Annotated in this window: 15 protein-coding genes and 1 other annotated feature; of the genes, 8 read left to right on the plus strand and 7 right to left on the minus strand. The window is 63.0% G+C overall.

Going from position 1 to position 14,490, the window contains the following annotated elements:
* From B7X90_RS04005 to B7X90_RS04020, 4 genes are all read left to right on the plus strand, one after another.
* Complete coding sequence (locus B7X90_RS04005) at positions 1–1,296, plus strand: serine hydrolase domain-containing protein (protein ID WP_292621872.1); 1,296 nt, start codon at positions 1–3, stop codon at positions 1,294–1,296.
* The gene (gene nudC / locus B7X90_RS04010; protein ID WP_292621875.1) at positions 1,296–2,177 is read left to right on the plus strand and encodes an NAD(+) diphosphatase; all 882 of its coding nucleotides are present in this window, start codon (positions 1,296–1,298) and stop codon (positions 2,175–2,177) included. The genes B7X90_RS04005 and nudC overlap by 1 nt, the downstream gene beginning before the upstream one ends.
* Positions 2,174–2,878, plus strand: a complete 705-nt coding sequence (locus B7X90_RS04015; RefSeq protein WP_292621877.1) for a DsbA family oxidoreductase — start codon at positions 2,174–2,176, stop codon at positions 2,876–2,878. The genes nudC and B7X90_RS04015 overlap by 4 nt, the downstream gene beginning before the upstream one ends.
* A 49-nt stretch (positions 2,879–2,927) precedes the next feature.
* Positions 2,928–2,983 (plus strand) — a sequence feature (sul1 is cis-regulatory element that is thought to sense ions involved in sulfur or methionine metabolism; They are found in Alphaproteobacteria).
* 65 nt (positions 2,984–3,048) lie between these two features.
* Positions 3,049–4,545, plus strand: a complete 1,497-nt coding sequence (locus tag B7X90_RS04020; RefSeq protein ID WP_292621879.1) for a SulP family inorganic anion transporter — start codon at positions 3,049–3,051, stop codon at positions 4,543–4,545.
* Between the two features lie 9 nt (positions 4,546–4,554).
* Here B7X90_RS04020 and B7X90_RS04025 read toward each other — a convergent pair whose 3' ends face one another.
* Positions 4,555–4,962 (minus strand): DUF1489 domain-containing protein, encoded by a 408-nt coding sequence (locus tag B7X90_RS04025; protein WP_292621985.1) that lies wholly within the window; start codon positions 4,960–4,962, stop codon positions 4,555–4,557.
* A gap of 116 nt (positions 4,963–5,078) precedes the next feature.
* Positions 5,079–6,527: a magnesium transporter gene (gene mgtE / locus B7X90_RS04030; RefSeq protein WP_292621882.1), complete on the minus strand. Its 1,449-nt coding sequence runs from the start codon at positions 6,525–6,527 to the stop codon at positions 5,079–5,081.
* 111 nt (positions 6,528–6,638) lie between these two features.
* Here mgtE and B7X90_RS04035 point away from each other — a divergent pair, with 111 nt between their 5' ends.
* Both B7X90_RS04035 and B7X90_RS04040 read left to right on the plus strand, forming a co-directional pair.
* A complete protein-coding gene (locus tag B7X90_RS04035) occupies positions 6,639–7,094 on the plus strand; it encodes a peptidylprolyl isomerase (protein ID WP_292621886.1) in 456 nt (151 codons plus the stop codon).
* Positions 7,095–7,163: 69 nt separating this feature from the next.
* Positions 7,164–7,463, plus strand: a complete 300-nt coding sequence (locus B7X90_RS04040; protein ID WP_292621888.1) for a hypothetical protein — start codon at positions 7,164–7,166, stop codon at positions 7,461–7,463.
* 140 nt (positions 7,464–7,603) lie between these two features.
* Here the strand turns inward: B7X90_RS04040 and gltX are convergent, their stop codons facing one another.
* The 3 genes from gltX to B7X90_RS04055 all read right to left on the minus strand — a co-directional run bounded on the left by gltX (position 7,604) and on the right by B7X90_RS04055 (position 11,151).
* Complete coding sequence (gltX, locus tag B7X90_RS04045; protein ID WP_292621891.1) at positions 7,604–8,932, minus strand: glutamate--tRNA ligase; 1,329 nt, start codon at positions 8,930–8,932, stop codon at positions 7,604–7,606.
* 26 nt (positions 8,933–8,958) lie between these two features.
* Positions 8,959–9,405: a hypothetical protein gene (locus tag B7X90_RS04050; protein WP_292621893.1), complete on the minus strand. Its 447-nt coding sequence runs from the start codon at positions 9,403–9,405 to the stop codon at positions 8,959–8,961.
* 78 nt (positions 9,406–9,483) lie between these two features.
* Positions 9,484–11,151: an NAD+ synthase gene (locus B7X90_RS04055; RefSeq protein WP_292621895.1), complete on the minus strand. Its 1,668-nt coding sequence runs from the start codon at positions 11,149–11,151 to the stop codon at positions 9,484–9,486.
* Between the two features lie 103 nt (positions 11,152–11,254).
* On the opposite strand from B7X90_RS04055, the gene B7X90_RS04060 reads away from it, so the two are divergent.
* Positions 11,255–12,190, plus strand: a complete 936-nt coding sequence (locus tag B7X90_RS04060) for a ribose-phosphate pyrophosphokinase (RefSeq protein WP_292621897.1) — start codon at positions 11,255–11,257, stop codon at positions 12,188–12,190.
* Here B7X90_RS04060 and B7X90_RS04065 read toward each other — a convergent pair.
* On the minus strand, positions 12,187–12,534 hold the full coding sequence (locus B7X90_RS04065) for a hypothetical protein (RefSeq protein WP_292621900.1): 348 nt from the start codon (positions 12,532–12,534) through the stop codon (positions 12,187–12,189). The genes B7X90_RS04060 and B7X90_RS04065 overlap by 4 nt on opposite strands.
* A gap of 41 nt (positions 12,535–12,575) precedes the next feature.
* A complete protein-coding gene (locus B7X90_RS04070) occupies positions 12,576–13,535 on the minus strand; it encodes a helix-turn-helix domain-containing protein (RefSeq protein ID WP_292621903.1) in 960 nt (319 codons plus the stop codon).
* 167 nt (positions 13,536–13,702) lie between these two features.
* Here B7X90_RS04070 and B7X90_RS04075 point away from each other — a divergent pair, with 167 nt between their 5' ends.
* On the plus strand, positions 13,703–14,482 hold the full coding sequence (locus tag B7X90_RS04075) for an inositol monophosphatase family protein (protein WP_292621906.1): 780 nt from the start codon (positions 13,703–13,705) through the stop codon (positions 14,480–14,482).
* Positions 14,483–14,490: the final 8 nt, after the last annotated feature.

The following is a 14,490-nucleotide window of genomic DNA, read 5'->3' on the forward strand; positions in this document are numbered from 1 at the left end:
ATGCGGGATTTGGCGGTATCGCGCAGGGCGCTGCTGGGATCGTTCGGGGCGCTGGCGGGGACCGCGTTCCTGCCGCGCATGGCGTGGGGTTCTGCAGCGGCGGAGGCGAAGTTTCCCACGGTGGCGCGGATGCTCGATGGCTACGTATCCACCGGCAAACTGCCCGGCATGATCGCAGCAATCGGCTGGGGTGCGGGTGAGGCGCCGCTGGACATTGCGCGCGGGAACTTGGCCAAGGGTGAGGCTCCGGCGCTAGACCTGGATAGCCTGTTCCGCATCTATTCGATGACCAAGCCGATCACCGGCATGGCTGCGATGATGCTGGTGGACGAGGGCAAGTTGCGGCTCGATCAGCCGGTTGCCGATCTGCTGCCAGCGTTCGGAAAAATGATGGTGCAGGCTACGCCCGATGGTTCGATCACCGATCTGCGACCTGCCAAGACGCAGATTACCGTGCGGCACCTGCTGACGCATACGGCGGGGCTGGGCTATTCGATCATTCAAAATGGGCCGATCAAGGACGCCTTCATCAAGGCCGGGGTCGTGCCGGGCCAGGCGAGCCGATTGCCGACGCCGGGGATGGACGGGTTCAAGCCGCTGGGGAGCCTTGCCGAATTTGCCGATGTGCTGGCCACACTACCGCTGGTTTATGAGCCGGGCACGGTGTGGAGCTATTCGGTGGGGCTGGATCTGCTGGGCCGCGTGATTGAGGTCGCTTCGGGAAAGCCGTTCGATGCGTTTCTGGACGAGCGGGTGTTTGCGCCCTGCGGCATGACCTCCACATGGTTCCGCGTGCCAGAGAGCGAGGCGGGGCGGCTGACCACGAACTATGCGGCTGTTGGCGGGATGCTGCTGCCGATCGATCCGGGCAAGACCTCGATCTATCTGGACCAGCCGCCCTATCCGTTTGGCGGGGCGGGGCTGGTGTCGTCTCCGCGCGATTATGACCGGTTTCAGCGGATGCTGCTGGGCTTTGGGCGGATCGACGGGCGGCAGGTGATGAGCGAGGCGGCGGTGCGGCTGGGGACGAGCAATCTGCTGCCAGTAGGGACCGATCTGTCGCGCTCGTTCATCAAGGGCAACGGTTTTGGCGCGGGCGGCTCGGTCGGCCTGGGCGAGGATGCCGGGACATATGGCTGGGCGGGGGCCGCGGGGACTGTTGGCTTCGTCAACTTCCGCGTGGGGCTGCGCGCGGGGTGCTATACGCAGTACATGCCGTCGGAAGCCTATCCGGTGCACAGGGAATTCGCGCAGGCCGTATTGGCCGACGTTACGGGGAAGAAGGCTGCAGCCTGATGGACATGACAATAGCATTTGCAGGCGGTGGGCTGGACCGTGCCGACCACATCCGGGCCGCTCCCGACCGGCTGGAAAGCCTGATGAACTGGCGTGCGCGACTGCTGAAGCTGGAAGGGATCGATCCGGTGATCGCGCCCGATGGCGGGCTGGAATGGGGTAGTCTGGCCGATGCGGACCCGGAAGCTGAACTGGTGTTTCTGGGGCTGAGCGAGGACGGACGCGGGTGCTTTGCCGAAGTGACGCCGCGGATCATCGGCAGCGTGGCACCGCCCAATCCACGGCTTTGGGGTGCGATGGGGAGTCTCTCACCTGCCGATCTCACGATTTATGGCGGCGCGCGCAGCCTGGTGGATTGGCACGCGCGGCACCGATTCTGTGCCGTGTGCAGCGCGCCGACGCGGCTGGCCAAGGGTGGCTGGCAGCGCAGTTGCACCAACGACCTGTGCAAGGGGGAGCACTTCCCGCGCGTCGATCCGGTGACGATCATGACGGTGGAATGCAATGGCGAGTTGCTGCTGGGGCGCCAGCCGCGCTTTCCTCCGCGCCGTTATTCGGCACTGGCTGGCTTTGTCGAGCCGGGCGAGGGGCTGGAAGATGCGGTGCGGCGCGAGGTTCTGGAAGAAGCGGGTGTAAAGGTAGACGCGGTGCGCTATGTGGCGAGCCAGCCTTGGCCGTTCCCTTCCTCGCTGATGATAGCGTGCCATGCGTTTACGACGCAGCGTGAGATCACCATCGACGAAACCGAATTGGACGATGCGCGCTGGTTCACGCGTAAGGAAGTGCAATATGCGATGAGCGGCGCGGAAGATGGCGCGTTCATCGCGCCGCCGCCGTTTGCCGTGGCGCATCACTTGCTCAAGTGGTGGTTGGCGCAATGAACGCGCCCGCAAAAGTCACGCTCGACATCTGGTCGGATGTCATGTGCCCGTGGTGCGTGATCGGGCTGAACCAGCTGGACAAGGCGCTGGCAGGGATGGAGGGCGAAGTGGACGCGACGGTGCGGTTCCATCCGTTCGAGCTGAACCCGGATATGGCAGAGGGCGGCGAGGAGCAGGCGGCGCATATCCAGCGCAAGTATGGCCGCACACCCGAACAATCGGCAGGGGTGCGCGATACGCTGAAGCAGGCAGGCGCGCGGGCAGGCTATTCGTTCGACTACACCGGAGAGGGCGAGGCACCGCCGCCGATGATGTGGAACACGCGGTTGGCGCACCGGCTGCTGACGTGGACCTTGCGCGATTTTGGGCCGGAGCAACAGGTGCGGCTGAAGCGCGCACTGTTCGACGCGCACTTTCAGGCGCGGCGGAATATGTCTGACCCGGAAGTGCTGGCCGATGTGGCGGAAGCTGCTGGGTTGCCGCGCGTGGGTGCGCTACAGGCTATGATCGATGCGGAGATCGACGCGCAGGTGGTGGCCGGGCAGCAGCAGGCTTGGGATATGAATGTGAGCGGGGTTCCCGCCGTGGTCATCAACGGTAGGCTGATCGTGCCGGGCGCGCAGGAGCCGGAGGTCTATGCCGACCTGATCCGCAAGGTTCTGGCGCGCGAACGCACACTTGCCGAGCAGGGCGAGGGCTGACACCAGCCTTGCACTTTGGTGCTGTTTCAGACTAAGGGCCGCGCATTCGCTTGGACCCGGTGAAATTCCGGGTGGCTATTCCGGCCGCCGATCCGCCGGACAACATCACGCATGTAACCTTTGAACAGCCGCGCTTAACCGCGCGCCATGCGCCTTGTTGTGGAATTCTTATGTCTGAAAATCTTGCCCGTTATCGCCGCGAATGGTTCGGTGATGCTGCTTTCCTGCGCCGTGAAGTGCTGGCCGGAATCGTCGTCGCGCTTGCGTTGATTCCCGAAGCCATCGGCTTTTCGATCATCGCCGGGGTGGACCCGCGCGTGGGGCTTTATGCCTCGGTGGCGATTGCGATGGTGATTGCGTTTGTCGGCGGGCGCCCCGGCATGATTTCTGCCGCGACTGCTGCGGTGGCCGTGCTGGTCACGCCATTGGTGCGCGAACATGGGGTGGAATACCTGTTTGCCGCAACGATCCTGATGGGTGCGATCCAGGCGGTGGCCGGGCTGTTGCGGCTGGACCTGCTGATGCAGTTCGTATCGCGCAGCGTCATCACGGGCTTCGTCAACTCGCTGGCGATCCTGATTTTCATGGCGCAATTGCCGCAGCTTACCGGTGTGACATGGCATACTTATGCGATGGTCGCAGGCGGGCTGGCGGTGATCTACCTTCTCCCGCGTCTGACTACGGCGGTGCCATCGCCGCTGGTGGCCATCCTGCTGCTGACCGCGATCAGCCTGTGGCTGGGCCTGCCGGTAAACACCGTGGGCGATATGGGGCAATTGCCGGAAGGGCTGCCCTCGCTGGCACTGCCCAACGTGCCGCTGACGCTGGAGACGCTGCGGATCATCGCGCCGTTTTCCATAGCGATGGCGGCGGTAGGCCTGCTAGAATCGCTGCTGACCGCGCAGATCGTGGACGACATGACTCACACCGAAAGCAGCAAGCGCCGCGAATGCTTCGGGCAGGGCGGGGCCAATTTCGTTTCGGCCATGTTCGGCGGCATGGGCGGTTGCGCGATGATCGGGCAATCGGTGATCAACGTGACGTCGGGCGGACGCGGGCGGCTATCCACCTTCGTGGCGGGTGCATTCCTCCTGTTCCTGCTCGCCGTGCTGGGGCCGTGGACCGGACAAGTGCCGATGCCCGCGCTGGTCGCCGTCATGATCATGGTGTCCATCGGTACGTTCAGCTGGAATTCGATACCCAACTTGCGCCGCCATCCGCCCACATCCTCGTTCGTGATGCTGGCGACGGTGGTCGTGGTGGTGGGCACGCGCGACTTGTCGCTGGGCGTGTTGGCAGGCGTGCTGCTTTCGGGCATTTTCTTTGCGGGTAAAGTGCAGCGCATGTTTGCGGTGGAGCGCAATGCCTCCGTCGATGGCACCTCCGCCACCTACAACGTGCGCGGCGAAATCTTCTTCGCCTCGGTCGACCGCTTCACCCGCGCGTTCAACGATGAAGACAGCGCACAAAGCGTCACCATCGACGTGTCACGCGCGCACTTCTGGGACATCTCCGCCGTCGGCGCACTCGACAAGATCGTGGATCGATTGCGCCGCGCGGGCCGCAATGTCGAAGTGATCGGCTACAACGAAGCGAGTGCGGACATTGTTGACCGCTTTGCCCTGCACGACAAGACGGGGGTGGAACTGGGCGTTGTGCCGCACTGAGGCGCAGGGTCAGACCAAGCCCAGTTTCGCCAGATCAGACGCAATCTGCGCGGGCAGCACTTCACCCGTTTCGCCTTCGCCGAGGTCTGCGGGGGCGTCGGCTTCTTCCAGATAGCGCCAGCCCTGGTGGGCGCGTTTGGGTTTGGGGTGGACTTCGATGAGTTTGGTGCTGACCACGATGTTGGTGCCGCCGCCTTCGGCTTCTTCGAAGCCGACGATTTCAGAGCGGGCGACAAGCTGGTGTTTGTGAATCCAGTAGAGCGAGCCGCCGATCATTTCCTCGGCGCGCTTGGGGCGGTTGCGGGTGGTGAGGTAGGCCAGTTTTGCCCCGCCACGGCGGCCCGTTTCGGAGAACCATTCGTGGATTTCCGCGAGGGATTGGGCTCCGTAGGCGACTTTGGTCATGTTGAGGGGCATTTTCGATCCTGAAACTCGGGCGTTGCGCCGGGCGTCCTTCGACAGGCTCAGGACGAGCGGGGTGGGGTTGAACTTCGAATTTTCGCTCATGCTGAGCTTGTCGAAGCACCAGCAGGCTAACCCGCCAGCCCGCTCAGGACTGCGAGGCCAAGGAATGAGAAGAAGCCCATGACATCGGTGGCCATCGTCACGAATACGGCAGAAGAGACAGCCGGGTCCACTTTCAGACGATCAAGCGTGACCGGGACCATGATTCCGGCGAGGCCCGCCACAAGGTTGTTGATGATCATGGCTGAGCCGATCACCGCGCCGAGCAGCGGGTTGGAGAACAGCAGCGCGGTGGCGCTGCCGACCAGCAGGCCGAGCGCGGTGCCGTTGGTGGCGGCAATGCGCAGTTCGCGCAGGATCATGCGCACGGTGTTGGAACTGGTCAGTTGGTTGGTGGCGAGCGCGCGCACGACCACGGCGAGCGTTTGCGTGCCTGCGTTGCCGCCCATGCCGGAGACTATCGGCATCAGTACCGCCAACAGCGCAAACCGCGAAATCGCGCCCTGAAACATGCCGACAACCGAAGCTGCGAGCATGGCCGTGCCAAGGTTTACCACCAGCCAGGTGAGGCGGGTGCGGACGGTGAGCAGGATCGGTTCGTTGATGTCACCATCGCCTGCACCCGACAGGCGAAGGATGTCTTCGCTCGCTTCTTCCTGAATAATGTGGACGATATCGTCCACAGTGATCTGGCCGACCAGACGCCCGTTTTCGTCCACCACCGCAGCTGAGATCAGTGCGTATTTCTGGAAGCGCAGGGCGACTTCTTCCTGATCCATCGTGACCGGGATCAGCGTCTGGTCACGCTTCATCACATCGGCCAGCGGGATATTGCGCGGGGCGCGCAGGATCCATGAAAGGCTGCAGGTGCCGATGGGGTGGTGCTTGGGATCGACGATGAACACTTCCCAGAATTCGGTGGGCAGATCATCGTCGCGCCGCATGTAATCAATCAGATCGCCCACGGTCATCGCCTCGGGCACCGCGATCAGATCGCGGCTCATCAGGCGGCCGGCGGTTTCTTCCGGGTAGGACAGCGCGGATTCGATGGCGGCGCGGTCTTCCGGCTCCATCTCGGCGAGGACGGCCTGCTGGTCCTCCTCGTCCATATCCTCGATCAGGGCGACGGCGTCATCCGTCTCCATCTGCTCGGCGAGTTCGGCAACCTCTTCGGGTTCCAGTTCCTCGACGAGGTATTCGCGCACGTAATCGTTGAGTTCGGCGATGACTTCGCCGCCGAGAAGATCCGAGATCGCACGGGCCAGCGCGACGCGGTCGTCCTTTTCGATCAGTTCGAAAAGGTCGGCAATATCAGCCGGATGGAGCGGTTCGACGAGGTTGTAGACTTTCTCGTCGTCACCCGCTTCAAGCGCATCGACCACCTTGCGCACGAAGCCGGGGCGCAGGGTATTGTCTTCTTCGTCGAGGCTTTCAGCATTACGCGCGGGTTCTACCGGCGGGGCGCTTTCGTCCGCGTCGGGGAGCAGGGTGTCGATGATGTCGTCGTCGCGCTGCATAGGGGCGGGGTTACCCACTGGACCGTCAATTGCAACCGCTTGGCAGACCTATGCGTGACTTTATTTCGAGAGGCACTATATCGGCGGCCAGACAACAAGGACTTGCGACCAATGGCTGACGAAAATCTCGTTCTTTCCCTCGATTCCGGCGACGTTGTAATCAAGCTGCGCCCCGATCTTGCCCCCGGCCACGTGGAGCGGATCAAGGAACTGGCGAATGAAGGCTTCTACAACGGTGTGAAGTTCCACCGCGTGATCCCCGGCTTCATGGCGCAGGGCGGTTGCCCCGATGGCACTGGCATGGGCGGCTCCAGCAAGCCGGACCTGAAGGCTGAATTCAACGCTGAACCACACGTGCGCGGCGTATGCTCGATGGCGCGCACTAGCGCGCCGAACTCGGCCAACAGCCAGTTCTTCATCTGCTTCGACGATGCCCGCTTCCTCGATAAGCAGTACACCGTGTGGGGTGTGGTCGAGAGCGGCATGGAACACGTCGACGCGCTGCCCAAGGGGGAGCCGCCGAAGACGCCGGGCGTGATCAAGGAAGCGAAGATCGTCGCTGCCTGATTGCGATTGAAGCTTTAGGATTGAGGGGCGGGGCCGATGGGCTGCCGCCCCTTTTCTGTTGGAGGTGGGATGAACCTGATCGAACATGCGCTGGTTGCACTGGTGATTCAGGCGATTGTCGGGTTGGCGACGCGCAATTGGTGGGCAGGTGCGGCGCTGGCCTGCGGGTACTTTATCGGGCGTGAGGTTTCGCAGGCGGAATACCGCTGGATCGAGCAGTTTGGGCAGGGGCTGCGCGCGAATATGCCGTGGTGGGGCGTGTTTGATGGGCGGGTTTGGGTGAAGGCTGACCAGTGCGCGGACTGGATGGGGCCGATTGTGGCGACGGGGCCGGTGGCTTTTGTGATGGAGCGGCGGGGGAAGCACTAGTCCTCCCCGTTTTTCCGCAGGACAAATGGGGAGGTGGCATTCGCGGTAGCGAATGACGGAGGGGTTGCTGCCCCTCCACCACCCGCTGCGCGCGCGGTCCCCCTCCCCATTTGCACTTCGTGAAAACGGGGAGGATTTGGTTAGATTGAGAGTCGCCGCACAGCTTCGTCCTGCGCTATCAACGGCAGGAGCGCGGCCATTTCCGGGCCGTGGTCGTGGCCGGTGAGGGCTTGGCGCAGGGGAAGGAACAGGGCCTTGCCCTTGCGGCTGGTGCTGTCCTTCAGTGCGGTAGTGAGGGTGCGCCACGGGTCTGCCTGCCAATCCAGCGTGGCGGCGATTTGGGCGGCTTCGGTCAGGAAGGTGCGGGTCTCGTCGTCGAAGGAGGGCGCGGTGACGGGGCCGGTGAGAACTTGCCACCAGCCCTGCGTCTCGTCGATGTGGGCGACGTTGGGGCGGATGGCTTCCCAGGCGGCCTCGCCCATGCCCTCGGGCAGCAAGTGCGCCACACGGGCATAGGGCAGTCGGTGTACGATCTGAGCGTTGACGCGGTGGAGGTCCGCCTCATCAAAGCGGGCAGGTGCGCGGCCGAAGCGGGACAGGTCAAAACTGGCGGCGAGCGCTGCAGAATCGAGCGACGGGTCGACCGGATCGGAGGTGCCTAGGCGGGCGAGCAGCGTGACGATGGCTTCGGGTTCGATGCCTTGATCGCGAAAATCGGCCATACCCAGCGCGCCGAGGCGTTTTGAAAGTTTGCCTTCGCTGCCCGTCAGCAGGGCTTCATGGGCGAAGCGCGGGGGTGTGGCGCCAAGGGCGGTGAACATCTGGATCTGCGTGGCGGTGTTCGAGACGTGGTCCTCTCCGCGCAGCACATCGGTGATGCCCATGTCTATGTCGTCGATGGCAGAAGGTAGCATGTAGAGCCATGAGCCATCGGCGCGGCGGATGACCGGGTCTGACATCTGGCGGGCGTCGAAGTTCTGGGGGCCGCGAATGCCATCGTCCCAGGTGATCGGCTGGGTGTGGTCGAGCAGGAAGCGCCAGTGCGGCTTCTCGCCTGCAGCGGCCTTGGCGGCGTGGTCGTCCTCGGTCAGGTTCAGCGCGGCGCGATCGTAGATCGGGGGGAGGCCACGGCCCAGCAGCACCTTGCGCTTCAGGTCAAGTTCCTGCGATGTTTCATAGGCGCGGTAGATGCGGCCCGCTTCGACGAGGCGCTGGAATTCGCGTTCGTAGAGGTCTGTGCGCAGCGATTGGCGCTCTTCACCATCATGGGTGAGGCCAAGCCATGCAAGGTCGGCACGGATCGCATCGACATACTCTTCGCGGCTGCGTTCGGCGTCAGTATCGTCGATGCGCAGCAGGAACTTGCCGCCGGTCTTCCTGGCCAGCAGCCAGTTGTGCAGGGCGGTGCGCACGTTGCCGACGTGAAGCTTGCCGGTGGGTGATGGCGCGAAGCGGGTTACCGTAGTCATTCGCAGCGCCCTACCGCGCCTTCGGTTCAAGGGGAAGGGATGAGAGCGACAGCATGGACCGTTGCGTTGTAAAGCGCATCATGCCGGTCGGCGCGGACGAAGCCAGCGATCGTGTCAGAGAATGCACCGCGATGGGCGGAAAGCGCGGCGCGGCCGAGGGTGGCGAGGGTTACTTCGTCCGGTGTCATGGACAGGCAGCAGGGCCGGTTGACCAGAAAAGGTTCGGGCCAGACCTGCTTCACTGTCTGGACAAGGCCGTGGACGGCGCAGGCGGCTTCGATGCTGCGATAGCGCTGGGCAAGATCGGGCACCGGATCACGCCCAGCGGCATCGAACAGGGCGCAAAGGCGCATCGCCATGACCATGTGCAGGCTCTTGAGTGACAAGCCGCGCACATCGTGCGGGCGGGCCATGCTTTCGACCAGAGCGGAGAAGCGGGTGGAGGATTCGCCGAGCGGCTGGTGAGCGGGCATTGCACATCCTTTGTTGCGAACGATTCGCAAGCTAGATGCGGTGCCGCACTCCGTCAATGAGAATCGTTCGCAAAAACCTCAGCCCGTCCTGAAACTGTGCGTGATCGGATAGCGGCGGTCGCGGCCATAGTTGCGCGCGCCCAGCTTTACGCCGGGAGGGGCCTGGCGGCGCTTGTATTCGGCCAGATGCAGCAGACGTTCGATGCGCACGACGGTAGCGCGATCGTGCCCTTCAGCCACAATTTGGTCGACGCTCTTCTCGTTCTCCACCAGCCCCAGCAGGATCGCGTCGAGCACATCGTATGGCGGGAGCGAATCCGAATCCTTCTGGTCCGGGCGCAGTTCGGCGCTGGGCGGCTTGGTGATGATCCGCTGCGGCATGACCGGGCCGAGCGGACCCATGCCGATCTTGGGGCGGTGATGGTTGCGCCATTCGGAAATGGCGAAAACGGTGATCTTGTAGGCGTCTTTCAGCGGGTTGTAGCCGCCGTTCATGTCACCATAGATGGTGGCATAGCCGACGCTCATCTCGCTCTTGTTGCCGGTGGTGACGAGCATCGGGCCGAACTTGTTCGACAGCGCCATCAGCGTGACACCGCGAATGCGCGACTGGATGTTCTCTTCGGCAAGATCGGGCAGCCTGCCGGTGAAGGCGGGGGCGAGCATTTCCCCGAATGCATCGACGGCGGGGGAAATCGGCACAGTATCGAGCTTCACGCCAAGCAGATTGGCGCAGCCTTCTGCGTCCTCAAGGCTTTCTTCGCTTGTATAACGGCTGGGCATCATCACGCACCACACGCGGTCCGCGCCGAGCGCATCGACGGCGATGGCCGCGCAGATGGCCGAATCGATGCCGCCGGACAGGCCAAGGACGACGCCGGGGAAGCGGTTCTTGTTCACGTAGTCGCGCAGGGCCATGACCATCGCGCAATAAATATCTTCAGGATGTTCGGCGAGATCGTGGACTTCGCCAGCATCGCACCGCCAACGTGAGCCGGAGCCGACGGCGGTTTGCGTCCAGACGGTGGTGACGATGGATTCTTCCCAATCGGGCATTTGCACCCACAGCGCGCCTTCAGGGCCGACGACGAAGCTGGCGCCGTCGAATACCAGTTCATCCTGCCCGCCCACGCGGTTGAGGTAGGCGAGCGGAATGCCGGTATCGATTGCGCGGCGTTTGGCCACGCCATCGATGCGCAGCACATCCTTGTCGATTTCGTAGGGGGAACCGTTGATGCAGATGAAGATTTCCGCGCCCAGCTCGGCCAGATGGCGGCATACGTCAGGATGCCAAATATCCTCGCAGATCGGCAAGCCCAGCATCGCGCCCTTGAACAGCACCGGTTCGGGCAGTGGGCCGGGCATGAAATAGCGTTTTTCGTCGAACGTGCCGTAGTTTGGCAGCTCGTATTTGAAGCGCGTGGCGGAAATGCGCCCGCCTTCGAGCAGGGCCACGCCATTGTGCAGCGCCCCATCACGCACGAAGACCGAGCCGACGAGCATGGCCGGGCCGCCATCGGCCGTAACCTTGGCCAGTTTCTCCAGCTCCACCGCCGCGCGGGCGACCAGCGCGGGCTTCATGATCAGGTCTTCCGGTGGATAACCGATCAGTTGCAGTTCAGGATAGACGATCAGGTCCGCATCGCGTGCCTTTTCGCGCACGGCGAGCATTGCGGCTGCATTGGCAGCAAGATCGCCAACCGTCTGGTTGAGCTGGGCGAGGGTGATGCGGAGCGTATCGGACATGATTCAGTCACTAGGCGGCAAAGCAGGTGGCCTGCAAGAGTTGCAAACCTGTCATCTTGGGCTAAGGGCCGGGGCGGGGATCGAATCCGAGGGAATCGCACGCATGAAGATCATGGCCGGCAACTCAAACCTGCCGCTCGCCCGCGCCATTTCGTCTTATCTCGAAATGCCGCTGACCGACGCCAGCGTGCGCCGCTTTGCCGATGAGGAAGTTTTCGTGGAAATCCACGAGAACGTGCGCGGCGAAGACGTTTTCGTGGTCCAGTCGACCAGCTATCCGGCGAATGACAACCTGATGGAACTGCTGATCTGTATCGATGCGCTGCGCCGCGCATCGGCAAAGCGGATCACGGCAGTGGTGCCCTATTTCGGCTATGCCCGCCAGGATCGCAAACCGGGGCCGCGCACGCCGATTTCTGCCAAGCTGGTCTGCAACCTGATCACCGAAGCAGGCGCCGATCGCGTGCTGGCGGTGGACCTGCACGCTGGACAGATTCAGGGCTTCTTCGATATTCCGACCGACAATCTGTTTGCTGCGCCTGTTATGGCGGCGGACATCCAGACGCGCTATGGATCGCAGGAACTGATGGTCGTATCGCCCGACGTGGGCGGCGTGGTGCGCGCCCGCGCGCTGGCCAAGCGGCTCAACAATGCTCCACTGGCGATTGTTGACAAGCGCCGTGACCGTCCCGGCCAGTCCGAAGTCATGAACATCATCGGCGATGTGAAGGGCCGCATGTGCATCCTGATCGACGATATCATCGATTCGGGCGGCACGCTGTGCAACGCGGCGCAGGCGCTGATGGATGAAGGCGCAGCCGGCGTTTCGGCCTATATCACCCACGGCGTGCTTTCGGGTGGTGCAGTGGCGCGTGTGAACAATTCGGCGCTGAAAGAACTGGTGATCACCGATACGATCATGCCGACCGAGGCAACCGCAGTTTCAGACCGCATCCGCGTGATGACGATTGCGCCGCTGATCGGCGAAGCCGTGCGCAGAATCGCCGATGAAAGCTCGGTTTCGAGCCTGTTCGACTAAGCCTTACTGGCTGATTTCAACCGTTCCAGCCATGCGCGGGCCTGCTTTGGCTCGCCCACGGCATTGGCTGGCGGTTTCCCGCGCGATGCCATGAACTCTTCGTGGAGCGCGAACGGCTCCATGAACAGTTGTTCGCGCGCCTCAGCGATTTCGTCGGCCAGTTCGGTGAGGCTTTCGATCACCGGGGCGGTTGCCGCGCGCATGATCTTGTCGGCGTTGTGATCGAACAGGCCCCACTTGCCTGCGGCGGTCACTTCCAGCGCGGCGACAAGTGCTTCAATGTAGTCCGCTTCCAGTTCGGAGCGGCGCTTGTCGAGACGTTCGAGACGATCAGCTCTTGCCATCCACGCGGCCTAGGCTGGCCACGACGAACAGGCAACTGCCATCACTCCCACGGCTTCACTTCGCCCGGCTCCAGCCGCCGGATCGTTTCCAGCCTGCGCGTTTGGCGCGTTTCCAGGCCCAGCGTCATCAAGGGCTGCGGACGTTCGACGAATTGGCGTGGCCCCATGCCGAACAGTTCGGTAAATTCGCGGATCAGGTGGCTCTGATCGTAATAGCGCAAGGCGATGGCCTCGGCCTCGGCGTGGTCGGCCACGCCGCGCAGATGGCTGGCCATGTCGAGTGCGCGGGCACGGCGAAGGACTTGCTTCGGCGGCATACCAAAATCGCGGCGTACGATACGCTCAAGCCTGCGCTGTTCTACGCCGAATTCTTCGGCAACGCGGGCGACGCTTACGGTGGGATCTGCGAACGCAGCGGCTTCGAAACGGGCCGAAATGGGATCAGGTTCACGCACCGCGCGATCGGCAATCAGGCTGCGCATTTCGTATTCCATGGCCCTGACCCAATCTTCGGGGGTATCGTTGGGGTGGCATAAGTCCAGCCAGCGCTCTTCAGGCAGGCCGAGATCGGTAAACGTTTCAAGCCGGTCCACCAGATCCGCCAGCTTTGGTCCGTTCAGCGCGTGGCAGACACCGGGCCGCAGGAAAACACCGACGCTGATGAAGCTGCCGGTCACGCTGATCGGCATACGCCGGGATTGGGGGCCGAACATCATGGCGGCGTTGTCTGCGGACTTGAGACCGACCGCTGTTTCTGCCTGCCAGTTGCCGCGCAGCTGCATACGGATACAAGCAAAATCGCTGAGCAATCCGCAATCGAGGCGGTGTTCAGGCGGGGCGTTGACAATGGTCACGTAAAAACGGCCAACCCAGCGTTCAAGATCTGCCGCTGGTGCGCGGCTGTACGATATTGGCTGGCCATCACGCGTGGCGTTCGGCGATGCTATCGCGCGGTCAACACCGGGTGATCTTTCCGTCCCCGGCCGACTGTTCCGTGTCATTCTAACTGCGCCCCCAAGGCAACTCATATTGGCGTTGTAGTGCCCCCACACCAAATCGCCTGTGCGTCCTGTCACGCTGCAACGGATGATACAACAGCTTGCTTCGGTGCCAGGAATTCTCGTCTGGCGGGTTGACCCTTTGATGTAGAGGCATAAACACCTGCGGCATGAAACTTGATCAGGACATCGCCCTCGCCATACGCCTTGCCGGTGCAGCTGCTGCGGCAATTCGTCCTTACTTTCGGACAGTTGCTGCCGAACGCAAGGACGATGCGACGCCCGTGACGCTGGCTGACCGAGCAGCGGAAGAAGCCATGCGCCGTATCCTGACCGCCGAAGTTCCGCGCGATACCGTGATCGGGGAGGAGTTCGGTTCGACCGCAGGCAGTTCAGGGCGCAGCTGGGTACTTGATCCGATTGACGGAACGGCGGGCTTTCTTGCTGGGCGCCCCATCTTTGGCACGCTGATCGCGTTGATGGTTGAGGGCTTCCCGGTGCTGGGCGTGATCGATCAGCCGATCATCGGGGAGCGCTGGATCGGGGCGATGGGCATGGAAACTACGCTCAATGGCAAGCCCGTGCGCACGCGCCTCTGCCGCGAACTGTCGGAGGCCACGTTGGCGACCACAGGGCCGCACTACTTCGATGATCACGATGGTGGGCACTTCATGGGCCTTGCCGCCAAGACCGATCACAAACGCATGGTCATGGGCGGGGATTGCTACAACTATGCCATGCTGGCGACGGGGCAGCTTGATGTGGTGTGCGAAGCTGGCCTGAAGATCCACGACTGGGCAGCGCTAGTGCCGGTGGTCGAAGGCGCAGGCGGGACAATGGCTGATTGGAACGGCGAGCCGCTCCATGCAGGCTCGGATGGCCACGTGATTGCGCTCGGCGATCCGGCACGGCTGGATGATGTGGTCGAGGCACTGGCCTGCGCGCATTGAGCCACGCG

Source organism: Novosphingobium sp. 17-62-19 (assembly GCF_002256775.1).
Taxonomy (GTDB): Bacteria; Pseudomonadota; Alphaproteobacteria; order Sphingomonadales; family Sphingomonadaceae; genus Novosphingobium.